Annotated in this window: 22 protein-coding genes; 9 read left to right on the forward strand and 13 right to left on the reverse strand. The window is 69.0% G+C overall.

Annotated features, from left to right (window positions below):
• The 7 genes from WG902_RS09885 to WG902_RS09915 form a co-directional block, all read right to left on the reverse strand.
• A complete protein-coding gene (locus WG902_RS09885) occupies nucleotides 1-1695 on the reverse strand; it encodes a hypothetical protein (RefSeq protein ID WP_340059864.1) in 1695 nt (564 codons plus the stop codon).
• Between the two features lie 5 nt (nucleotides 1696-1700).
• Nucleotides 1701-2624, reverse strand: a complete 924-nt coding sequence (locus WG902_RS09890) for a VirK/YbjX family protein (RefSeq protein ID WP_340059865.1) — start codon at nucleotides 2622-2624, stop codon at nucleotides 1701-1703.
• A 198-nt stretch (nucleotides 2625-2822) separates the two neighbouring features.
• A complete protein-coding gene (locus WG902_RS09895; RefSeq protein WP_340059867.1) occupies nucleotides 2823-4040 on the reverse strand; it encodes an MFS transporter in 1218 nt (405 codons plus the stop codon).
• Complete coding sequence (fghA, locus tag WG902_RS09900) at nucleotides 4037-4888, reverse strand: S-formylglutathione hydrolase (RefSeq protein ID WP_340059868.1); 852 nt, start codon at nucleotides 4886-4888, stop codon at nucleotides 4037-4039. Before fghA ends, WG902_RS09895 begins: the two co-directional genes overlap by 4 nt.
• Nucleotides 4888-5994, reverse strand: a complete 1107-nt coding sequence (locus WG902_RS09905; protein ID WP_340059869.1) for an S-(hydroxymethyl)glutathione dehydrogenase/class III alcohol dehydrogenase — start codon at nucleotides 5992-5994, stop codon at nucleotides 4888-4890. Before WG902_RS09905 ends, fghA begins: the two co-directional genes overlap by 1 nt.
• Nucleotides 5995-6081: 87 nt before the next feature.
• Nucleotides 6082-6888 (reverse strand): alpha/beta fold hydrolase, encoded by an 807-nt coding sequence (locus WG902_RS09910; protein WP_340059871.1) that lies wholly within the window; start codon nucleotides 6886-6888, stop codon nucleotides 6082-6084.
• Nucleotides 6889-6898: 10 nt separating this feature from the next.
• Nucleotides 6899-7873: a Bug family tripartite tricarboxylate transporter substrate binding protein gene (locus WG902_RS09915; protein ID WP_340059872.1), complete on the reverse strand. Its 975-nt coding sequence runs from the start codon at nucleotides 7871-7873 to the stop codon at nucleotides 6899-6901.
• 135 nt (nucleotides 7874-8008) lie between these two features.
• Between WG902_RS09915 and WG902_RS09920 the strand changes: the two genes are divergently transcribed.
• The gene (locus tag WG902_RS09920; protein ID WP_340059873.1) at nucleotides 8009-8950 is read left to right on the forward strand and encodes a LysR family transcriptional regulator; all 942 of its coding nucleotides are present in this window, start codon (nucleotides 8009-8011) and stop codon (nucleotides 8948-8950) included.
• Between the two features lie 15 nt (nucleotides 8951-8965).
• Here the strand turns inward: WG902_RS09920 and WG902_RS09925 are convergent, their stop codons facing one another.
• From WG902_RS09925 to WG902_RS09935, 3 genes are read right to left on the reverse strand one after another with little or no spacing between them, the layout of a single operon-like run.
• A complete protein-coding gene (locus WG902_RS09925) occupies nucleotides 8966-9712 on the reverse strand; it encodes a class II aldolase/adducin family protein (RefSeq protein ID WP_340059874.1) in 747 nt (248 codons plus the stop codon).
• Nucleotides 9696-10352, reverse strand: a complete 657-nt coding sequence (locus tag WG902_RS09930; RefSeq protein ID WP_340059875.1) for a 3'-5' exonuclease — start codon at nucleotides 10350-10352, stop codon at nucleotides 9696-9698. The genes WG902_RS09925 and WG902_RS09930 overlap by 17 nt, the downstream gene beginning before the upstream one ends.
• Nucleotides 10349-10594: a helix-turn-helix domain-containing protein gene (locus WG902_RS09935; protein WP_340059876.1), complete on the reverse strand. Its 246-nt coding sequence runs from the start codon at nucleotides 10592-10594 to the stop codon at nucleotides 10349-10351. Before WG902_RS09935 ends, WG902_RS09930 begins: the two co-directional genes overlap by 4 nt.
• 66 nt (nucleotides 10595-10660) lie before the next feature.
• Between WG902_RS09935 and tcuA the strand changes: the two genes are divergently transcribed.
• From tcuA to WG902_RS09960, 5 genes are all read left to right on the forward strand, one after another.
• Nucleotides 10661-12064 carry an FAD-dependent tricarballylate dehydrogenase TcuA gene (tcuA, locus tag WG902_RS09940; protein ID WP_340059878.1) on the forward strand — a complete coding sequence of 468 codons (1404 nt, stop codon included), beginning with the start codon at nucleotides 10661-10663 and terminating at the stop codon, nucleotides 12062-12064.
• A complete protein-coding gene (gene tcuB, locus WG902_RS09945) occupies nucleotides 12051-13220 on the forward strand; it encodes a tricarballylate utilization 4Fe-4S protein TcuB (RefSeq protein WP_340059879.1) in 1170 nt (389 codons plus the stop codon). The genes tcuA and tcuB overlap by 14 nt, the downstream gene beginning before the upstream one ends.
• Before the next feature lie 68 nt (nucleotides 13221-13288).
• Nucleotides 13289-14791: a protein adenylyltransferase SelO gene (locus tag WG902_RS09950; RefSeq protein WP_340059880.1), complete on the forward strand. Its 1503-nt coding sequence runs from the start codon at nucleotides 13289-13291 to the stop codon at nucleotides 14789-14791.
• 163 nt (nucleotides 14792-14954) lie between these two features.
• A complete protein-coding gene (locus tag WG902_RS09955) occupies nucleotides 14955-15332 on the forward strand; it encodes a response regulator (RefSeq protein WP_340059881.1) in 378 nt (125 codons plus the stop codon).
• A 57-nt stretch (nucleotides 15333-15389) separates the two neighbouring features.
• The gene (locus WG902_RS09960) at nucleotides 15390-16973 is read left to right on the forward strand and encodes an MFS transporter (protein WP_340059882.1); all 1584 of its coding nucleotides are present in this window, start codon (nucleotides 15390-15392) and stop codon (nucleotides 16971-16973) included.
• Between the two features lie 31 nt (nucleotides 16974-17004).
• Here the strand turns inward: WG902_RS09960 and WG902_RS09965 are convergent, their stop codons facing one another.
• The 3 genes from WG902_RS09965 to WG902_RS09975 are packed head-to-tail and all read right to left on the reverse strand — an operon-like array spanning nucleotide 17005 to nucleotide 19358.
• Entirely contained in the window at nucleotides 17005-17382 is a 378-nt protein-coding gene (locus tag WG902_RS09965) for a hypothetical protein (RefSeq protein ID WP_340059883.1), read from the reverse strand.
• A gap of 18 nt (nucleotides 17383-17400) precedes the next feature.
• Nucleotides 17401-18369 (reverse strand): Bug family tripartite tricarboxylate transporter substrate binding protein, encoded by a 969-nt coding sequence (locus tag WG902_RS09970; protein ID WP_340059884.1) that lies wholly within the window; start codon nucleotides 18367-18369, stop codon nucleotides 17401-17403.
• Nucleotides 18370-18425: 56 nt separating this feature from the next.
• Complete coding sequence (locus tag WG902_RS09975) at nucleotides 18426-19358, reverse strand: LysR family transcriptional regulator (protein WP_340059885.1); 933 nt, start codon at nucleotides 19356-19358, stop codon at nucleotides 18426-18428.
• 79 nt (nucleotides 19359-19437) lie between these two features.
• On the opposite strand from WG902_RS09975, the gene WG902_RS09980 reads away from it, so the two are divergent.
• Genes WG902_RS09980 through WG902_RS09990 form a run of 3 tightly spaced genes read left to right on the forward strand, consistent with a single transcriptional unit; the run spans nucleotide 19438 to nucleotide 22530 of the window.
• A complete protein-coding gene (locus tag WG902_RS09980; RefSeq protein ID WP_340059886.1) occupies nucleotides 19438-20514 on the forward strand; it encodes an isocitrate/isopropylmalate dehydrogenase family protein in 1077 nt (358 codons plus the stop codon).
• Nucleotides 20515-20530: 16 nt separating this feature from the next.
• Complete coding sequence (locus WG902_RS09985; RefSeq protein WP_340059887.1) at nucleotides 20531-21721, forward strand: CaiB/BaiF CoA transferase family protein; 1191 nt, start codon at nucleotides 20531-20533, stop codon at nucleotides 21719-21721.
• Nucleotides 21721-22530, forward strand: a complete 810-nt coding sequence (locus WG902_RS09990; RefSeq protein ID WP_340059888.1) for an enoyl-CoA hydratase — start codon at nucleotides 21721-21723, stop codon at nucleotides 22528-22530. The genes WG902_RS09985 and WG902_RS09990 overlap by 1 nt, the downstream gene beginning before the upstream one ends.
• Nucleotides 22531-22536: the final 6 nt, after the last annotated feature.

A 22536-nucleotide genomic window follows, 5' to 3' on the forward strand; every position in this document is an offset into this window, starting at 1 on the left:
CTAATTGCAGCTTCGATAGTCCGTGGCCGGGCGCCGTGCAGCGCTCGCCACGGCTTCGTACTTGGCGGTCTTCAGGTCGCGCGGGTCATTGGTCAGCCCCCAATAACCGTGGCGGCCATACCCGCTGGTGAGGGTGAAGTGCATGAACAGCCCGTTGCCGCAGCCGAACCATTGCCGCAGCAGCCGGTCGATGCTCGCGCCCATCCGCGCGTCCGCATTCGCGGCGAACTTCGCGGGCAGGCTCGCCTCGACCTGGCGAAAGTCCGGCCCCGCCTCGTAGGCCATGCTCTTGATGCCGTAGTAGTCGGCCAGCGCCTTCAGCGAGGGCTGGCTCCAGTCTTCGCCCCGGTAGGGGACCCCCTTGGTGAACGTCCCGCCCTTCGCGATCCCGGATGCCAGGAAGGGCAGCACGTCGCGCTCGAGCGACTGGTTCATCGACGCGTGGATCGTTGCCGCATCCAGCCGCGGAGACCGGGCAAGTGCCTCGTCGAGATAGAAGTACGGCGCACCGGCCACCCCGTACAGGAAGGATGCAGGCTTGCCGCGATAAGTGGCGATGTTCTTGAGGACCTGCTCGGCGAGGTTGCGGTGGGAGAACTGCGTGGCATACACCACCCGCACCCGGTTGTTCAGCGCGCCCGCACCGAACACCTCGGAAAAGATCTGGGCGATGCGCACGGTTCGCTTGCCCACGCGGAAATAGCCCGCCCAATCGGGGTTGCAATCGCCGGCGGCTGACTTCAGCTGCTGCGCCGTGCATTTTCGCCCTTTCGTCAGCGTGGTGTCGCCGGCCGCCGCCTCCGCCACCGCGGCATCGCGGTTCGCCGCGGTTTGCGGGAACTGCGAGTTCCACAGCTCGTTGCTGTACTCCACGTACACGACGCGCCCGGGAGCCAGCGTCCGGTGCAGCAACTCCGCCAGGGCACGCACGTAGGCGTCGTCGGCAAGCGCGGGAACGTTGATCCAGATGTCCTTGCCCAGTTCATTGGCCATCTGCACGGCGTACTCGTACGCGGCGCCGCGCTCGCCCGACTGGGTGGCGGCCGCGGGCGTCGTGCGCTCGGCCCAGTTGCGAGACGGGTTCCCGTTGGTTTTCAGGAAGTCCATCAGCCGCAGCGTGCCGAACGGTTCGATGGCCGCGCGAAACGCCGGGTTGAACGTCTGGCTCGCGGGCGTGCCGGAGGGAACCAGCCGCACGTCGCGCACGCCACCGTCGGTACCTGTGAACGAGAGCATCAGCTGGGTGGCCTGGGGGCCGATGACCACTTCGGCGGTCGATTGGCGGGTCCTGGCGTCGTACGCGACCTTCCGCACGGTCACGCCCTCCGATGCGACGGGAGCCACCTTGGCGCGGCCCTGGAAGGACAACTGGTGGACGCCATTTTCGAGCGTCCTTGCCGCTGCCTTCGGGTCGCCGGCATCCGGGTGGAGGACTTTCACCACGACGCCGGCATCCTGCAAGGGCCAGCCCTGCGCATCGGTGCGCACGCCCTCCTTCCACGGCTCTTCGGGCAGGCCCCAGGCGCGCGAACCCTTCATGAGGTCCACGAAAGGCGAGAGGCGCGCCCAGTCCTCGATGCCTTCGATGTTGACGCCGATGTCCACCCCGCGGGGCGCGTTCTGCGCGATCGCGGCGCCACCCAATCCCGCGGCCAGGCAGGCTGCCGCCAATGTGGATCGGACGCGCAACGCCATGGGCGTCAAGTGGCTTCGAAACGAAGGACCTGCGCCTCCGAGAGCACTGCTCTTCCCTTCTGCAGGCTTTCCAGCATCTCGCTGCGGCGCCTGTACAAGGCCCGCTTGCGGCTGGGAACGTCTTCCAGCGCCCGCGTGGTTGACGCCATCGGCAGCTCGAAGTGACTCGCATCCACGCGCGTTCCCCCCCGGTCTGTCCAGGCTTCGTCATAGTCCGCGTGGTCCGACCGGCTGCGGCCGCCGAAGTAAGGGTGCCGTGTGTAGCGATGATCGTCCGAGACGGCCAGGATGCGTTGCGCCTTCAGCGCCGGCGCCAGCATGCGCAGGCAATCGAGGAGCAGGTCTCGCGGCCGCAGCCCGTGGAAGCTCTTGGTCATGTCCTTGTACCGCTGCAGCGCGCCTTCCGTGCTGCGCCCCTGCAGGCCGCCGATGAAGATGCCGACGCGATCGCCGTCCCTGAACAGGGAGAAGGCCAGCGAATAGGCCCTGTGGTCGCCGCTGAACAGGCTGAGCGTCAGCAAGCCTTCGCGGAACAGCCACTTGGGCTGCTCCAGCAGGATCCGGACTCCGGGGCTGTAGGCGTCCAGGTCCCACAGCAGCAGCTTGTCGCGCACGGAAAATGGGAAAGGCGCGCCGATCTCGTCGAGGATGGCGAAGTGCTGCGTCACGCGCCGGATCCGCTCCGCGGGCCGCCAGCTCGCGCACTGGTACGGCCAAACGATGAAGCCCGCCGTGTCCGGCCGTTCCTCGACGTAGCGATGCAGCGAACTGCCAGGCGTCGCGCGATGGATCGGCGAGAGGGCCCTGGCCCGCAGGTACGACAACGCCAGGAACTTGGCCTTGAGCCTCCAGTCGCCCTCGAGCTCATGCAAAGCATTCCGCCGCCAGTCGGCGGTTTCAGGCCATTGCGCTTGGTACTCGAGGTCCATGGGTCTCCGTAATGATGCCCCCGCGGCTGGATAGCAGGAGCGCAGGGCCTATTTTGAGCGACTCGCTACTCGGCCGTGCGCTCCGTGCTAGGTCGAAGGAACCAATGCCACGCTTCGGCGCCTGCAACAGTCGTGAAGCCTGTTACCAGACGGCCTTCCCGTCGGGCAAAGGCGCGTGGCGGCGGCGAACTGCTGAGCTTATCGTGCGTCGCCTGGTCCTGCGGGTGCCTGGGACGGCAACAACCGGCGGCCGCACGCCAGCACGATCGCGCAGACGCCGGTGATCACTGCCAGCGCCAGGAAGCCGGCCCGGTACGTGCCGAACAGGCCGGACAGCGCGCCGAAGAGCGGCGGGCCCAGCACGACCCCGAAGAAAGTGACAGCCAGCGTGCCTCCCGTGGCCATGCCCGCCTGGCCCGCGGGCGCGCGGCGCGCCACCTCCGCCAGGTAGATGCCGTTCCAGCCGATGGCGGAAGCGCCGAAGACGACCAGCACGGCCAGCACCAGGGCCAGCGGCAGCCCCGGACGCAGGAGCGCCGTGGCAAGCGCCGCCGCCGTCATCAGCAAGGCCAGGATCGCCAGCATCCAGCGAGCCCCGAGCCAGCGATCGGAGACATAGCCCCAGAAGACGCGGCCGCCGACGCCGCCGAACTGCGCAAAGGACAGCGCCAGGCCGGCGGTGACCAGCCCATAGGCCAGGGTTGCGTCGAGATAAGTCACCAGGTAGGCCGTGAACGAGAGCTGCGTGATCGAGAAGGCGAAGGAACACGCCGCCAGCATGCGCAGCGCCGGATAGGACAGCACCAGCCGCAGCGGCCCCGCGAGGTTGCCCAGTGCGAGGCGCCGGCCCGGGTCGCGGTCGGCATCGAGGTCCGCGCGCAACGGCTGCGCCAGTGCTGCACACACCAGGTTCGCCGCGGCGACGGCCAGCAATGCCGCCTGCCAGCCCACCCACAGCATGACGCCCGGCACGATGGCGCCCGCCAGCACGCCGCCGAGGGGCACGCCCGTCTGCTTGATGGAGAACACCACGGACATCCGGCGGGCCGGCGTCGTGCGCACCAGCAGGTGCGAACTGGCCGGCGTGATGGGACCGTAACCCAGGCCGATCAGCACCGCGCCGACGGCAATGGCCGGCAGCGCTGGAAGCGCGCTCAGCGCCAGTCCCGCGGCGCACAGCACCAGGCCGCCCTGGCTGACGCGGATGGCGCCGAAGCGGGCCACGGCATTGCCGGCTGCCAGGCTGGCCGCGATCGCCCCCACATACACCAGTGCGACATAGAGGCCGGTGTAGGTGGCGGAGGTGCCCAATGCCTGCGCGACGGCGGGCGCCATCACGGGCAACGTGAGCACGGCCATCGAGACGAGCGACTGGATCGCCGTCGTGACGGCCAGCGCCAGCCAGGGCGCGGTCATCCGCGCAGGCCCAGGCCCTGCGCATGGTGCGCAAGGTGTTCCCCGACCAGGCCCTGGATGAAGAAGTAGCCATGGTCGTAGCCTGCATGCCGGCGCAGCGTGAGCGGCTGCCCCGCCTGCGTGCAGGCCTGCTCCAGCCGCTCGGGCCGCAATTGCGTGGCCAGGTAAGGGTCTTCCGAACCCTGGTCGACCAGCAGGTGCGGCGCGCGGGCGCCGTTTTCGACCAGGCGCACCGCGTCGTGCCGCAACCAGGCGGCTTGGTCGTCGCCAAGGTAGCCGCGCAAGGCCTTCTGCCCCCAGGGCACTTCGCTCGGCGCGCAGATGGGCGCGAAGGCGGACACGCTGCGAAACCGGCCCGGATGGCGCAAGGCCAGCGTCAATGCGCCATGGCCGCCCATCGAGTGGCCCAGGACGCCACAGCGTGCGATGTCGACGGCAAAGCGCGCCGCAAGCACGGCCGGCAGCTCCTCCATCAACCAGCTTTCCATCCGCCAGTGGCGCGCATACGGCTCGCGCGTGGCGTCCAGGTAGAAGCCGGCCGCCGTGCCGAAGTCCCAGTCGGCATCCGCTTGCGCGATGCCGGTGTTGCGCGGGCTCGTGTCGGGCGTGACCAGCACCAGCCCGTGCCGCGCCGCATGCTGCTGCGCGCCGGCCTTGATGGCGAAGGTCTGCTCGTTGCAGGTGAGGCCAGCCAGGCAATACAGCACGGCGCACGGCCCTTCGACGGCCTGCGGCGGCAGGTAGACGCCGAAGCGCATCGGCAGGCCGATCGCCGTGGACGCGTGCTCGTGGAAGCCCTGGACACCGCCGAAGCAGCGGTGCTCCTCCAGCGTGGTGACTGGCGCCATCAGAACACCACCACCGAGCGGATCGATTCGCCGGACTTCATCAACTCGAAGCCCTTGTTGATGTCCTCCAGCTTCAGCTTGTGCGTGATCAGGTCGTCGATGTTCAGCTTGCCCTCCATGTACCAGTCGACGATCTTCGGCACGTCGGTGCGGCCGCGCGCACCGCCGAAGGCCGAGCCCTTCCACTGCCGCCCGGTCACCAGCTGGAACGGCCGCGTGCTGATCTCCGCGCCCGCTTCGGCCACGCCGATGATGATGCTCTGGCCCCAGCCCTTGTGGCAGCACTCCAGCGCCTGCCGCATCGTCTTCGTGTTGCCGATGCATTCGAAGCTGTAGTCGGCCCCGCCGTCGGTGAGCTGCACGATGGCATCGACAATGTTGGCGTGATCCTTCGGGTTGAGGAAATGCGTCATGCCGAACTTGCGGGCCATCGCTTCGCGCGCCGGGTTCAGGTCGACACCGATGATCTTGTCGGCGCCGACCATCTTCGCGCCCTGGATCACGTTGAGGCCGATGCCACCGAGGCCGAACACGACCACGTTGGCGCCCGCCTCCACCTTCGCGGTCCAGATCACGGCGCCGACGCCGGTGGTGACGCCGCAGCCGATGTAGCAGACCTTGTCGAACGGCGCATCGGGGCGGATCTTCGCCAGCGCGATCTCCGGCGCGACGATGTGGTTGCTGAAGGTGGAGGTGCCCATGTAGTGCAGGATGGGCTTGCCGTCGAGCGAAAAGCGCGAGGTGCCGTCCGGCATCAGGCCCTTGCCCTGCGTGCCGCGAATGAGCTGGCACAGGTTGGTCTTGCGCGAGAGGCAGAACTTGCACTGCCGGCATTCCGGCGTGTACAGCGGGATCACGTGGTCGCCCGGCTTCAGCGACGTGACGGCGGCGCCGACTTCCAGCACGACGCCGGCGCCTTCGTGGCCCAGCACGGCGGGGAACAGGCCCTCCGGGTCGGCCCCGGAGAGCGTGTAGTAATCGGTGTGGCAGATGCCAGTGGCCTTCACTTCCACCAGAACCTCGCCCGCGCGCGGGCCGTCGAGGTCGAGTTCTTCGATGGTGAGGGGCTGGCCGGCCTGCCAGGCGACGGCGGCGCGCGTTTTCACTTGGGAATCCTTTCGATGGGTCGAATCAGTGTTTGGCCGATTCTGCCCACTTCCCGAGCGACACGTCGCTGTGCCGACAATGGCTCCTCAGTAGCCGGCCCGCCGCCGGATGAATTCCAGCACCTGCCGATTGAATTCGGCCGGCTTTTCGAAATAGGCGGAATGGCCGGCATCGTCGATCACGGCCACCTCGCTTTCGGCAATCAGCCCGGAGACCTCGTGCATCACCGCCACCGGCACGATGGGGTCCTCGCTGCCGACGAGCAGCAGCGTGGGGCAGCGCACGTCGCGCAGGGCGGCCAACGGAATGCGCCGCTCCGGCCCCATGAGCGCCGCCAGCGCGCCGCCCCACTCCGCAGCGGACATCCCATAAGCGCTGGGATTGAAGTGGTTGATCTGCGCGTACAAGGCTGCCTTGTCGGGGTGGTTCTCGAGGAACCACGCGCCCAGCGAGCGCTGTTCGATCGTCACGGCGCGGTGCGTGATCTGGCGCCTGGCGATGGTCTCCAGCAGGACCGGATGGTCGATGGCCAGCGAGGTGTCGCAGCCGACGAAGGCTGCCAGCCGCGCCGGGTGCGTCAAGGCCAGCTTCAGCCCGATCATCCCGCCCAGGGACTGTCCCACCAACGTGACCCGATCGACGCGCTCGTGGTCGAGGATGGCGACCACGTCGGCGACGAAATTCTCCAACGTGAACTCCTGCACCGGTGCCACCGAGCGCCCGAAGCACCGGATGTCCATCGTGATGCAGGCGTGATGCGCAGTGAAGGCAGGCAGCTGCTGCCACCACGTGGCGGCGTTCGATCCCGCGCCATGGCAGAACAGGACGGCCGGGCCGCCGTCGCCGTGGCGTTCGTAATAGATTCGGCGGCCGCCGGATTCCACGAAAGGCATGAAGGCTTCCTCAGTTCGCCTTGATGCCGAGGCTGCGAACCAGCTGGCCCCAGCGCTGCGTGTCCTCGCGCACCAGCTGCGCATATTGCTCGGACGTGGTGCTGAAGGGGATCATGCCTTCCGACTCCAGCTGCTTCGACAGCGCGGGGTCCTGCAGTGCGGCGGCCAGGGCAGCGTGGATCCGGCGGACCACCGCGGCCGGCGTGCCCTTTGGCGCCGACAGCCCGACCCAGGAGGTCAGGGACAGTTGCTTGTAGCCCAGCTCGGCGAAGGTCGGCACGTTGGGCACCAGCGGACTGCGCGTTTCGGAGGAGACGGCCAGCACCTTCAGCTTGCCGGCCTGCACGCTGCTGAGCGCCGCGTTCGAGGGAATGACGATCACCGGCACCACGCCGGCCAGCACGTCCTGCAGCGCGGGCGCGCCGCCCTTGTAGGGAACGTGCGTGAGCTGGATGCCCGCGGCGCGCTGCAGCAGCTCCATCACCAGGTGCCCCGTGCTGCCCGCGCCCGAGCTTGCGTAGTTGATCTTGCCCGGTTCGCGCCTGGCCTGCTGCACGAGGTCCTGCAGGCTGCTGATGCCGGCGTCGCTGCGCACCACCAGCCACTGCGCGCCGCCGCCGATGGCGCCGACGTGTTCGAAGTCCTTGACGATGTCGAAGGGCACGTTGTCGTACATGCTTTGCGCGATGGTGTTGAGCATGCCCGTCATGGTGAGCGTGTAGCCGTCGGGCGCGGCCGTCGCGCCGGCCTGCGTGCCGACGATGTTGCCGGCGCTGGGCCGGTTGTCGACGACCACGGATTGCTTGAGCGTCTGCGTCATGTGCTGGGCGATCGGGCGGATCACCCGGTCGAAGGGACCGGCCGCCGGTGCGGGCACGATGATGCGGATGGGCCGGGCCGGCCAGTCCGCCGGCTGTGCGACCGCGCAAGCGGCGGCGAGGCAGGCCAGGGCGCCCGCGGCGAGGGATCGAACCAGGGATTTCACTTTGTCTCCTTCGATGGGGCCGCCGGTCCCGCGCTCTTGCCGCGGGCGGGCCCGGTTGGTGATCGCACATCTTGCTGCGCGCCCCTCGCGGGTGCCAATTAATTCGCCGAGGCAGGCATTAGACTTGCCGATACCTTGCCCGATTCAGCCTCGGCCCTCCTGAACCGCCTGCTGGCACGCGGCAAGTTCCGCCACGTGCAGATCCTCCTGCAACTGGCCGAGCTGGGCAGCGTCCAGCGCACCGCGGATGCGATCGGGATGACGCAGTCCTCCGTCACCCAGGCGCTGGCCTACCTGGAGAACCTGCTCGAAGTGCCGCTGTTCGAGCGGCATGCGCGCGGCGTCCGGCCCACTCCGTCCTGCAAGGACCTCCTGCCGGTCGCACGGCAGCTGATGATGGGGATCTGGGAAAGCGCGGACATCGTGGTCGCGCGGCAGATGCAGGGCCATGGAACCGTCCGCCTCATCGGCTCGGCCGCGTCGATCAATGGCCTCCTGGTCGGTGCGCTGGCCGGTTTCAGCGACCGCTTCCCCGGCGTCCAGGTGCAATTGCGCGAATCGGAAAGCGATGACCAGCTGCTCGCCATCGCGCGCGGCGAAGTCGACCTCGTCGCTTGCCGGAAGCCGCCGGTGATCCCCGAGGGCTGGGAGTTCCATCCCGTGCGCGAGGACCGGCTGGCCATCGTCTGCCGCGTGCAGCATCCACTCGCCCGGCGCGGGAAGCATTCCCTGGCGGACCTGGCCGCGCACGCCTGGCTGCTGCTGCCGGCGGGATTCGCTGCCCGGGCCCGGTTCGACGAACTGGTCCAGAAATTTCCGAAACCCCCGCCGGTGTATTCCGTCGTCACGCGTTCGCAGCCCATGATGGCCTGGCTGCTTCGCAATCGCGACTTGCTCGCGTACCTGCCGCTCACCCTGGCGCGGCCGTTGCTCGATGGCGGCGAACTCATCGAACTGCAAGTCGGCAAGAGAGTGGCGATGCAGCCGATCGGCATACTGCAGCCGCAGGGCGGGATGGGCGAGGCGGCGTCACGCCTGAGCGAGTTCCTGCGCGCTGGCGCTTCGCCCGCTGCGTGACATCCCATGGAACGCCTAGTCGGCGTACCCCGGCATCTCCCGATCCAGCACCCGCATCATGGCCGCGAAGTACAGGGCTTCGCGCTCGGCCTGCGAGTGGCTGTTGCGCGGGTTCGGCGCCTCCACCCGCTCCACCATCGCCTCTTCCAGCAGCGCGAGCGGCCGGCCGGCGGACATGGCCAGGATCTGCGCACGGCAGACGCGCTCCAGCTTGTACAGGCGCCGGTAGGCCTGCGCGACGTTGTCGCCCACCGCAAGGACGCCGTGGTTCTTCATGAACAGGATGTGCTTGTCGCCCAGCGCGGACGCCAGGCGCGCCCCTTCGCTCAGCGAATCGGCCAGCCCGGTGTAGCCGTCGTCGTAGGCAATGTTGCGCGTCAGGAATGCGGCCGTCTGGCTTCCGGGCAGCAGGCGGTTGTCCTCCAGCATGTTCAACGCCAGCGCCCAGGTCTGGTGGGTATGGAGAATGACGTTCGCGCCGGTGATCCTGTGCAGCGGGGCGTGGATGCTCAGGGCGCTCAGCTCCAGGCTGCCGCTGCCTTCCAGCACCTCGCCCGCCTCGTTGAACACGATCAGGTCGCTGGCCCGCGCCTCGGACCAGTGCAGGCCGAACGGCAGCACCAGGTAGCGATCCTGCTGGCCGGGCACGCGCATCGTGAAGTGGTTGTCGATGCCCTCTTCCAGGTCGTCGTACACCGCGAGGCGGTTCGCCGCGGCCAGGTGGACGCGGGCACGCCAGGTTTCGTCATCGGGATGGTTCATTGCTTGTACTCGCTTCAATCTTCCGCAGTTCTTCGAAATACCCCTGGATCGCCTTGGGAACATCCTTGCGCGGGGAGCGCTGCACTTTCACCAGGAGGTCGTGCGAAACCTCCGGCACTTCGTAATCGCGCTGGATGTCGCCGCGGATGCGCGAAAGCAGTGCGGCGGCCACCTCCGCGTCCGCCATCGCCCGGTGGGCACGCCCGGCGGACGGGATGGCGTGGAACGCAGCCAGGGAGCCGAGGCGATAGCTGCCAGCCTGCGGGTACAACCGGCGCGACAGCAGCATGGTGCAGGCGAACGGGTGGTCTTCGTGCCCGTCGCCCAGCCGGGACAGCTCCGCCGACCAGAAACGACGGTCGAACGACGCGTTGTGCGCGACCAGGCGCGCGCCGCGCACGAAGCGCGCCGCGTCGCCCATGACTTGCGCGGCCGGTGGCGCCGTGCGGATCATGTCGTTGCTGATGCCGGTGTAGCTTTCGATGAACGCCGGAATGCGCACGCCTGCGTTCATGAGCGACTGGAACCGGGCCACCACCTTCGTTCCCTCCAGCAGCACGATGGCGATCTCGGTTGCACGGTCGCCGCTGGTGGGCGACAAGCCGGTGGTTTCGAAGTCGATCACGGCGATGGGAGTCATTCCGGCAGCTTCACGGTGATGCCGTACACGGCCAGCAGGCCCAGCACGTGGCCGATCGCGACGCCCGGTTCACCCGCTTCGATGCGGCCGATCGTCTGGACGTGGACGCCCAGCCGCGTGGCAGCGGTGGCTTGCCCTTCGCCGGCGGCGGCGCGGGCCAGCCGCGCCGCCGTGCCCATGTCCTGGATCACCTGGAGGGCATCGCGTGGGATGCCGGCGGAAATGCGCTTGCCTTGGGCCATGCGCGGATTGTCGCTGCTGTCGAGCCCGCGGATCCAGGATTTGCGCACGGTGTACCCTCGCCCCCCATGCACGATGTCCTGGTCATCGGCGGCGGCAACGCCGCCCTCTGCGCAGCGCTCATGGCCCGCGAAGCCGGCGCCAGCGTCCTGCTGCTCGAATCGTCGCCGCGCGAATGGCGGGGCGGCAACTCGCAGCACACCCGCAACCTGCGCTGCATGCATGACGCGCCGCAGGACGTGCTGCTCGATGCCTATCCGGAAGAGGAGTTCTGGCAGGACCTGCTGAAGGTCACCGGCGGCAACACCGACGAGCAGCTAGCACGCCTGGTGATCCGCGCTTCATCGACCTGCAGGCCCTGGATGCGCAAGCACGGCGTGCGCTTCCAGCCGTCCCTCGTGGGGACGCTGCACCTGTCGCGCACCAACGCTTTCTTCATGGGCGGCGGCAAGGCCCTGGTCAACGCCTATTACCGCAGCGCCGGCAACCTGGGGGTGGACATCCGTTACGACACCCCCGTGGACCGGCTGGAGCTGCGCGACGGCCGCTTCCTGGCAGCCTACGCGAATGGCGAACGCTTCGAGGCGAAGGCTTGCGTACTGGCCTCGGGCGGCTTCGAGTCCAATCGCGAATGGCTGCGTGACGCCTGGGGCCAGAACGAGCGCGGCGAATGGCCGGCCGACAACTTCCTGATCCGCGGCACCCGGTTCAACCAGGGCGTGCTGCTCAAGCACATGACGGCGCAGGGCGCGGACATCATCGGCGACCCGACGCAGGCGCATTGCGTGGCCATCGATGCGCGCGCGCCGCTGTACGACGGCGGCATCGTGACGCGGGTCGACGCGGTGTCGCTCGGCGTCATGCTCAATCGGGACGGTGTCCGCTTCTACGACGAGGGCGAGGACTTCTGGCCCAAGCGCTACGCCATCTGGGGCCGGCTGGTGGCGATGCAGCCGGACCAGATCGGCTACTGCATCATCGACAGCAAGGCCATCGGCCGCTTCATGCCGCCGGTGTTTCCCGGCGTGCAGGCCGGCACCCTGCCCGAGCTCGCCCGCGCGCTCGGGCTTCCCGAACAGGTTTTCATGCGCACCCTGGACGACTACAACGCCGCCTGCCGGGTCGGCAACTTCGACCACACCATGCTGGACGACTGCCACACCGAAGGCCTGATTCCCCCCAAGACGCATTGGGCGCGCCCCATCGACCAGGCGCCGTTCTACGGCTATGCCTTGCGGCCCGGCATCACCTTCACCTACCTCGGGTTGAAGACCGACGCGCAGGCGCGTGTGTCCTTCGGCGGCGCGCCGAGCGACAACCTGTTCGTGGCCGGCGAGATGATGGCCGGCAACGTGCTGGGCAAGGGCTACACGGCCGGCGTCGGCATGAGCATCGGCACGGCCTTCGGCCGCATCGCCGGGAGCGAGGCCGCGCGCGCAGCGCTGAAGGAGCCCGCCCATGCAGTCGCTTGACGCCCTGGCGCGCGAGGCCGTAGCGCTCGCCAACAACGAGTTCAAGCCCGGGGGCGGCAGCGCCGCGGCGGACGAAGTGGCGCGCCAGATGCAGATCTGCAATGCCTGCCGCTATTGCGAAACGTTCTGCGCGGTGTTTCCCGCGATGACGCGACGGCTGGCCTTCGGCGCCGGCGACGTCCATTACCTGGCGAACCTGTGCCACAACTGCGGCGCCTGCCTGCACGCCTGCCAGTACGCGCCGCCGCACGACTTCGCGGTCAATGTGCCGCGGGCGATGGCGCAGGTGCGGCAGGAAACCTACTCGGGCTATGCCTGGCCTCGTGCGTTCGGTGCGCTGTACCGCCGCAACGGGCTGACTTTCGCGCTCGCCACGGCCGGTGCGCTGGCGCTGTTCCTGGTGCTGCTGCTGGCCATGCGCGGCAGCCTCTGGCACGAGCCGCTCGCCGGCAACTTCTACGCGGTCTTCCCGCACAACACGATGGCGTGGATGTTCGGCGCGGCTTTCGCCTTCGCCGTGCTCGCGCTGGGCATCGGCGCGGCGCGTTTCTGGCGCAGCCAGTCGCCGGGCCCGGTCAGCGCGCCTGCCGCAACGGCCGCGGCCCGCAACGCGCTGGCATTGACCTATCTCGACGGAGGCCATGGGGACGGCTGCAACGAGTCCGACGACGCCTTCACCTTGTGGCGCCGGCGCTTCCATCACTTCACCTTCTACGGCTTCATGCTGTGCTTCGCGGCGACCTGTGTCGCGACGCTCTACCACTACGTGCTGCGGCAGCCCGCGCCGTATCCGGCGACCAGCTTGCCGGTCGTGCTGGGCACGGTCGGCGGCATCGGCCTGCTGATCGGGCCGGCCGGCCTGCTGTGGCTGAACCTGCGCCGGCATCCGTTGCACGGCGACCCGGCGCAACGGCCGATGGACCGCGCGTTCATCGTGCTGCTGTTCGCCACCAGCCTGACCGGCCTGGCCCTGCTGGCACTGCGCGACACCGGCGCCATGGCTTTGCTGCTGGCGGTGCACCTGGGCACGGTGATGGCGCTGTTCCTCACCCTGCCCTACGGCAAGTTCGCGCACGCGGTGTATCGCGTGGCGGCGCTGCTGAAGTACCAGGTGGAACGCCGGCAACCGAACAGGCTGCAGGTCGGGGCGGATTGACTGGGCGCGCGCCGGGGTCGGGCCAGCGCCGAACCCGGCTTGCGTGAATCCTCGCTACAGTGGGGACGATGCAGCCCCCGCTTTCCCTCTTCAGTTTCGACAACACGTTCGCCCGCGACCTCGACGGCCTGTACACGGCCTGGCAGCCGGCGCAGGTGCGCACGCCGAAACTGCTGTTCCTGAACCGCCCGCTGGCTGCGGAACTTTGGCTGGACGCCGATGCCCTGGGCACGCCCGAGGGCGCCGCCGTGTTCGCCGGCAACAGCGTGCCCGAAGGCGCGCTGCCGCTGGCGCAGGCCTATGCGGGGCACCAGTTCGGCGGCTTTTCCCCGCAGCTGGGGGACGGCCGCGCGCTCCTGCTGGGAGAAGTCGTGGACCGGCACGGACAGCGGCGCGACATCGCCTTCAAGGGATCAGGGCGCACGCCGTTCTCGCGTGGCGGCGACGGCAGGGCCGCCGTCGGCCCTATGCTGCGCGAAGTCCTCATCGGCGAGGGCATGCATGCGCTCGGGATTCCGACCACGCGCGCCCTCGCGGTTGCGGGCACCGGCGAGGAAGTGGTGCGCGAGCAATTGCTGCCCGGCGCAGTGCTGACCCGCGTGGCCTCCAGCCACCTGCGCGTGGGCACCTTCCAGTTCTTCGCCGCGCGCAATGACATCGACAAGCTGCGCCGGCTGGCCGAATACGCCATCGCCCGCCATGACCCCGACCTGGCGGGCTCGTCCGATCGCTACCTGGCGCTGCTGCGCCGGGTCGTCGAACGCCAGGCCGTGCTGATCGCGCAATGGATGAACGTGGGCTTCATCCACGGCGTGATGAACACCGACAACATGACGATCTCCGGCGAGACCATCGACTACGGCCCCTGCGCCTTCATGGAGGCGTACGACCCCAAGGCGGTGTTCAGCTCGATCGACCGCAACGGCCGCTACGCCTACGCCAACCAGCCGCTCATTGCGCAGTGGAACCTGGCGCGGCTGGCCGAGGCCTTGTTGCCGCTGGTGGTGGCGGACGGGGGCGAGGCTGCAGCGCAGGACGCCGTGGACCGCGCCACCGAAGTCCTCAAATCCTTCGAGGCGCTGTACCAGGCGGCGCTGCTGCGCGGCCAGCGCGCCAAGCTCGGGCTGGAGGCCGCGGCGGACGAAGACGCCGGGCTGGCGGACGACTGGCTGCGCCTGCTGGAGACGCAACAGGTCGACTTCACTCTCGGCTGGAGGCGCCTCGCCGACGCGGCGGCGGGCGACGAAGCCGCGCTGTTGGGCCTGTTCGCGGAACCCGCGGCGGCGCGCGAATGGATCGGCCGCTGGCAACGGCGCTGCGCAAGCGAGGCCGACGTCACGCCCCAGCTGCGCGCCGAGCGCGTCCGGCGCGCCAGCCCCTGGGTCATCCCGCGCAACCATCACGTGGAAGCGGCGTTGCGGGCCGCTTCGCAGGACGGCGACATGGCGCCTTTCGACAGCCTGCTGGACGCAGTGCGCCAGCCCTTCGATGAACATCCTGGACGCGCCGCCTATGCGGAGCCCGCGCCGGCCGCCGTCACGGCTGGCTACCAGACTTTCTGCGGCACCTGATGGGCAGCGAAACGGCTGACCGCACGTCGGCCGATTCCCTTTCCAGACCGCGTCCTACCCCCGGTAACACACATCTCGTGACAATGCGCGTAATGAAGAAGGACCGATCGCGAGGCGCGGTCCCGCGGGGCGTTCGCCCGCGGGCCGGGGACGAGGCGCGGCCATGACGCTTTCCATCTTCCTGGTCGAGGATCTGCGGCAGGTCGAGGGCGCGCTCACCGACTACCTTTCGACCATGGGCGACTTCAAGGTGCTGGAAACCGCTCGCACGGAAGCCGAGGCCAACCACTGGCTGCAGGAGCACCCGGGTGCATGGGACGCCCTGATCCTGGACCTGGTGCTGGACCAGGGCAGCGGCATGAACGTGATCGCCCGCGCCCGCGCCCAGCCCCGCGCCGGAAAGATCGCCGTCTTCAGCGGCTACGCCAGCGAGGGGATCCGCCAGCACTGCATCGCCCTCGGCGCCGACGCGGTGTTCGACAAGACGGAAACGTCCGCGCTGGCGGCGTGGCTGCGCGACATCGGCAACAGCACGCGATAGCACTGCCCGTGCCGGACTCCCGGCCGCGGCTCCCATAATCGGGTGGACTGCCCATCGATGTCCACCGGCCCCAACTCCCTCTTCTCCCCCCTTCGGCTGCCGGCGTTCCGCGGCCTGTGGGCCGGCAGCGCCATCTACTTCACGGGCAACGCCATGCAGGTCATGGCCGCCTCGTGGCTGATGGTGGAGCTGACGGGTTCGTCGTTCCTGGCCGCGCTCGTGCAGACCGCTGTGTTCCTGCCGATGTTCCTGCTGGCGCTGCCCGCGGGGGTGCTGGCGGACACGACCGATCGGCGCAAGCTGATCCTGCGCTCGCTGGGCGTGCAGGTGGGCGTGGTGATGCTGCTGTCGGTGCTGGCCTTGCTGGGTTGGGCGGGGCCGGCCACGCTGCTGCTGTTCACTTTCGCCGCGGGCTGCTGCACCGCGCTGCTCTCGCCGGCGTGGAACACCAGCGTGGCCGACACCGTGCCGCGCGAGGACATGGCGCAGGCGATCACCGCGATGTCGATCGCCTGGAACAGCGCGCGGGCGCTCGGGCCTTCCATTGCGGGCTTCATCTTCGCGTGGCTCGGCGCCGGCTGGGTGTTCGGGGTGGCCTTGCTGACCGCACTGGTGATGATGCAGGCGGTGCGCCGCTGGCCGCCGGCGGAACACGCCAAGTCGCCCTTGCCGGCCGAGCGGTTGTGGAGCGGTACGGTGGCAGGGCTGCGCTACGCACGCCACTCTCCCATGATCCTTGCGCAACTGGTTCGCACCGTTGCCTACAGCGGCGCCGGCTCTGCGCTCTGGGCGCTGCTGCCCGCCATCGCGTCGCAGCAGTTGCAGCTCGGCGCCGCGGGCTTCGGCTTCCTCATGGGCTGCCTGGGGACCGGCGCCGTCGCCGCGGGCCTGGTGCTGGGCAAGCTGCGGGCCCGCCTCGGGCTGGAGCGGCTGGTCGCGATGGGCTGCTGCATCTTCGCCGGCGTGATGCTGGTGTCCGCGTTCGTGCGCGTGCCGGCCGCGGTGTTCGTGGCGCTGGCCATCGGCGGCGCCGCCTGGATGTGCGTGATGGCCACCTTCAACACCGCGACCCAATCGAGCGCGCCGCCCTGGGTGCGCTCCCGCGCCGTTGCGCTGCACACGGTCAGCGCGCTGGGTTCGTTCGCGATCGGTTCGGCTTTCTGGGGCGCGGTGTCGGGCCTGGCCGGCCTGGGCGTTGCCCTCGGGCTGGCCGCCCTTGCGATGGTCGCGGGGATTGCGCTGGCCCGGCCCTTCCCGTTGCGCATGGGCGATGCCCACGAGGTGACGCCGGTCGCGTCGTGGGAAGACACGTTCATCCAGGACCAGCCGATGCCCGACGACGGGCCGATTTCGGTGGAGGTGAGCTATCGCATCCGCCCGGGGGAGGCGCAGGAATTCCTGCATGCGGTGAGCCAGTTGCGGGCCTCGCGCCGGCGCGACGGCGCCTCTCTCTGGCGCGTCTACCGCGACCTCGGCGATCCGTCGCGTTACGTGGAGCGCTTCATCGTCGCGTCCTGGTCGGAGTACCTGCACCAGCGCTCGCGCGCGACGCTGGCCGACCAGGACGTGGAGGCGCGGGTGAAGGAGTTCCTGCGCGAGGGTGAGCCGGTCACCACGCAGCACTACATCGCGGAACGCTGATCCATCCGCCGCGCCAGCGATCGGGCGCGTCCTAGCGCCGCTGCTTGCGCCGCGTATCGAGGAACCAGGCCAGGAAAGGCAGCAGCAGCATCGAGCCCGGCAACGCCCAGATGAACAGGTAGGGACTCACCGAAGAAGCCGAGCGGACCATCGCCTTGAGCTGCTGCTTGTCCTCCGGCGTCCACTTGCCGCCGCGGCGCTGCTTCATGAGCAGCGGCCATGCGCCCCGCATCATTGCCAGCTCGTCGCGAAAGCGCAGGCTCTCCCGCTTGTTGCCGGCGAGGAAGGAGCAGAACCACTGCGGGGCGCGGCGCATCTTCACCTGGAAGTGCTTGGTGGTGCTCGGGTCGAAACCGGTGTCGGACGCGGCTGCGCCATCACCCTTGGACGACTTCAGGAACCCCAGCATGCGCATCGCGAAAGAATATCACTCGGGCTGGATTCCCGCAGCGGCAATGGCCCGCCGGTTGGCCTCCATGTCGCGGGTGAGGTGGGCGCGGAATTCCTCGACGGTGGAAGCGTGCGGCGAGGCGCCGTTGGTCTCGAAGGCCTTGAGCACCTCGGGGCGCTGCAGCGCAGTCGCCGCGGCCCGGGCGAGCACTTCGCTGGTGGCGGGAGGCAGCCCCTTGGGCGCCATCAGGCCGATCCAGCTGGCGAACTCGAATCCGTTCAGCTCCGACCCGATCGCGGGGACGGCGGCCCCCAGCGGCTGCGCCGAAGCGGCCATGCTGTGCCCGAGCAGGCGCAGGCGCCCGGCGGCCACCAGCGACATCGCCGCCGGAGCCGGCGTGAGGACCCAGTCCGTTTCGCCCGACACCACCGAAGCGACGCCCTGGGCCCCACCCTTGTACGGGACATGAAGCGACTTGAAGTTGCCGGCCGACTGGAAGGCGACGCCGGCGAGATGGCTCACCGAACCCACGCCGGCCGATGCCATGTTGCTGGTGCCGCCCCTGGCCTTGGCCCACGCCACCAATTGCGCCACGCTTTGCACCGGCAAGGCGGTGTTGCACACCAGGACGTTGGGCAACAGCGCCAGCAGCGTCACCAGGTCGAAGTCCCGCAGCGGCTGGTAGCTCACGGCTTTCTGCAGGAAAGGCGCCACCGAGATGGCGCTGCTCGAGCCCACCAGCACGGTGTAGCCATCGGGAGCCGCGGCGCGCGCGACTTCCACGCCGATGGCGCCGGCCGCACCGGCGCGGTTGTCCACGACGAAGGGCTGGCCCAGCACGCGCGCCATCTCGGCACACACGACGCGGCCGATGGTGTCGACGGAACTGCCGGGGGCGTTGGGCACGATCGCCTTGATGGCGTGGTCCGGATAGCCGCGCTGCGCCAGCGTGAACGCCGGAGCGCAAAGCAGCGGGGCGGCGGCAAGGAGGTGACGGCGGAGCATGGCCGCAAAGGTATGCGCCGGCGACCGCCCGCGCTGCGCGGAGAAACCCTGAGCCTTCAGTTCGCGGGGCGCTTGCGCTGCGGCGCCTTCAGCGCGCCGCGCCCGGCCTGCGTCAACAGCGCGGCAAACGCGGCCGCCGCCGGCGACAGGCTGCGGCCGCTGCGGCGAACGATCGCCACCGTGCGGCTGATGGCGGGGTCCACCAGTTTCACGCCGACCACCGGCGCGGGCGCGCGCGGCAGCGTGAGCTGCGGCACGACGGCCACGCCCATGCCCATCTCCACGATGCCCAGCAAGGTCGACACGTGCCGCACCTCGACGATGGGGCGCGGCAGCGGCGGCAGCTCGGCCAGGGCCTGGTCGATGAGGAGCCGGTTGCGCGATGCGTGCGACACGCGCGCGTGCGGATAGTCCGCCAGTTCCGCCCACTTCACCGAGCGCCGCTTCGCCAGCGGGTGGCCGGCCGGACAGGCCAGCACGTAGGGCTCCTTCAGCAAGGGCGTGAACTCGATGTCCGGGTCCTGCATGCCGATGTAGTTGATGGCGAAGTCGGCCTCCCCATGCTTGACGCTGGCCAGCACCTCGTCGGCGCCGGCCTCGACGATGCGCACCAGCACGCGCGGATGGCGCGCGCGGAAAGCGCGAACCACCGGCGGCAGGAAATGGTGCACGGCGGAGAACACGCAGCCGATCGTCACGTCCCCCGTCTCCAGTTCGGCGGCGTCGCGCAGGCTCAGCACGGAGCGGTCGAGGTCGCCGACGAGCCCGCGCACCTGCTCGAGGAAGCGCAGTCCCAGCGACGTCGCCTCCACGCTGCGGGTCGTGCGGTCGAACAGGCGGACGCCGAGCAGCTCTTCCAGGTGCGAGATGCGCCGCGACAGCGCGGGCTGCGAGAGGTGGAGCGCCTTCGCGGCCGCGGCGAAGCTGCGCAGCTCGGCGACGGTGACGAAGGCGCGCAGGTCGGCCAGCGACGGCTTCAGCATGGGCATCGATTCATGCAAGGCATGCAACAAACCCTCCAAAACTTGCAATTTACAGCAAGAGCCGCCACGCCGAAGATGGCCCGCCATGACTTCCCCCACCTCCCTGCGCATCGGCGTCCTGGACGGCGACGACATCGGGCACGAGATCGTGCCGGCCTCCGTCGAAATTGCGCGCGCCGCCGCCGAACTGCACGGCGTCGCCATCGACTGGAAGCCGCTGCCGATCGGCGCCCGCGCGCTGCAGACGCACGGGCACACGCTGCCGCCCGAAACGATGGACACGCTGAAGACGCTGGACGGCTGGATCCTCGGCCCCATCGGGCACCGCGCCTACCCGAAGCTGCCGAACGCGATCAATCCGCACCCGATCCTGCGCAAGCAATTCAATCTGTTCGCCAACGTGCGCCCGACCCGCTCGTATCCCGGCATCGGCTGCCTGCACGACGGCGTGGACCTGGTGATCGTGCGCGAGAACAACGAGGGCTTCCAGCCGGACCGCAACATGCTGGTGGGCAACGCCGAATTCCGGCCGAACGACGAGGTGACGCTGTCGATGCGCGTCATCACCCGCACGGGCAGCCGTCGCGTGGCCCGCGCCGCTTTCGAACTGGCACGCCAGCGCCGCAAGCACCTGACCTACGTGCACAAGGACACCGTGTTCAAGCTCGGCTGCGGCATGTTCGTCGAGGAGTGCCGGAAGCTGGCTCCCGAGTACCCGGACGTGCTGGTGGACGACGTGATCGTGGACACCATGGCCATGCGCCTGGTGCGCGACCCGCAGAGCTTCGACGTGGTGGTCACCACGAACATGTTCGGTGACATCCTCTCCGACGAGGCTGCCGGCCTGGTCGGCGGCCTCGGGATGGCGCCGGGACTGTGCATCGGCGACGGCGACGTGGTGATGGCCCAGGCCACCCACGGCTCGGCGCCCGACATCGCCGGCCGCGGCATCTCCAACCCCTATGCCATGATCGAGTCGACCCGCATGATGTTCGAGTGGCTCGGCCACAGCCGCAGCAACCCCGGCGCCGTGCGCATGGCGCATTCGATGTCCCAGGCCACGACGGCGGCGCTGGCGGATGCGCAGGCGCGCACCGGCGACATCCGCGGCAAGGGCACCACGGCCAGCTTCACGCAGGCCGTGGTTCGCAATCTGAAATAGCAGGAACGCCTTTCCCATGCCGCACCAGCCAGCCTCCTCCGCGCTGCAGCGCTTTCGCGTCATCGACCTGACGCAGGTGCGCGCCGGGCCCACGGCTTGCCGGCAACTGGCCGACTGGGGCGCCGACGTGATCCAGGTGCAGATGCCCGAGCACATGCGCGGCGACGACACGCTGGGCGGCCAGGACGGCTCCGACTACCAGTACACGCACCGCAACAAGCGCTCCATCACCCTGGACCTCAAGCAGGACGAGGGCATCGCCACGCTGAAACGGCTGATCGCCGGCGCCGACGTGGTGGTCGAGAACTTCCGGCCGGACGTGAAATTCCGGCTCGGCATCGACTACGAATCGCTGGCGGTGGACAACCCGCGGCTGGTCTACGCCAGCATCTCGGGATTCGGCCAGGACGGGCCGCTGGCCCAGCGCCCGGGCTTCGACCAGATCGCCCAAGGCATGGGCGGCCTGATGTCGGTAACCGGCATTCCCGGCGAAGCGCCGATGCGGGTGGGGATCCCGATCGCCGACCTTTGCGCGGGCATCTTCGCCGCGCAAGGCATCCTGGTCGCGCTGCTGGAGCGCGAGACCTCCGGCAAGGGCCAGTGGCTGCACACCTCGCTGCTGGAATCGATGGTCTACATGATGGACTTCCAGACCTCGCGCTACCTGATCGAGGGCGAAGTGGCCGCGCAGGCCGGCAACTTCCACCCGACCAGCATCCCCACCGGCGTGTACAAGGCGCGCGACGGCTACATGAACATCGCCGTCTTCGGCTCCAAGATCTGGGAGCGCTTCTGCAACATCCTGGGTGCGCCGGAGTGGATCACGGACGGGCGCTACCACGACAAGTCCTCGCGCTCGGTGAACCGCGACACGCTCAATGCCGAGATCAATCGCCGCCTCGCGCACCAGGACCGCGCCTACTGGATCCAGCAATTCAACGAAGGCGGCGTCGCCTGCGGCGTGATCAACGACATGCGCCAGGTGTTCGACGAGCCGCAGATCCGGCACCTGGGCATGGTGAAGGACGTCGTGTCCAAATGGCACGGCCCGCAGCGGCTGGTGGGCCAGCCGGTCCAGCTGGATCGCACGCCCAGTACCATCGCGCGAGCCGCCCCGAGGCGGGGCGAGCACTCGGAAGAAATCCTGCTCGAGCTCGGGCTGACCCGCGAAGATCTCACCCGCATGAAAACCAACGGAGTCTTTTGATGGCCGAACCCGTCTACACCTCGAGCACCGAGCGCGTCCAGTCCTGGCTGGAGGGGCGCGCCTTGCACATCCGCTTCAACAACCCGGCCAAGCACAACGCCCTGTCCGTGGACATGTGGGAAGCCGTGCCGCCGTTGCTCGAACTGGCGCGCGACGACGACCGCGTGCGCCTGATCGTGTTCTCCGGCGCCGGCGAAAAGGCTTTCGTCTCGGGCGCCGACATCTCGCAGTTCGAGGACATGCGGGCCGCGCGGGAGGCGGTCACCTACTACGAGAAGATGGCCGAGAAGACGCTGATGGGCATCTACGATTTTCCCAAGCCCACCCTGGCCTGCATCCGCGGCTACTGCATCGGCGGCGGCGTCAACGTCGCGATCAGCTGCGACATCCGGATCGCCGCCACGGACTCCGTATTCTCCATTCCCGCGGCGCGCCTGGGCCTGGGCTACCGCTATTCGGCCATGAAGAACCTGGTGGACCTGGTGGGCCCCGGCGCCGCCAAGGACCTGTTCTTCACCGGGCGCCGCATCGACGCCGCGGAAGCCAGGTCGATCGGCCTGGTCTCGCGCACCGCCGCAGGCGAGGCGCTGGACGCGCTGCTCGCCGAATACAGCACTGCGTTCGCGGAGAACGCCCCGCTCACGGTGATGGCGGGCAAGGCGATCATGCGCGAGATCCTCAAGCCCTCGCCGGATCTCGACATGGACCTGTGCACCTCGCTCATTCGCGGCTGCTTCGAAAGCGCCGACTACACCGAAGGCCGCACCGCCTTCATGCAAAAGCGCAAGCCCGTGTTCACCGGCCGCTAGGCCAAG

The organism is Ramlibacter sp. PS3R-8, from assembly GCF_037572435.1.
Classification (GTDB): domain Bacteria; phylum Pseudomonadota; class Gammaproteobacteria; order Burkholderiales; family Burkholderiaceae_C; genus Ramlibacter.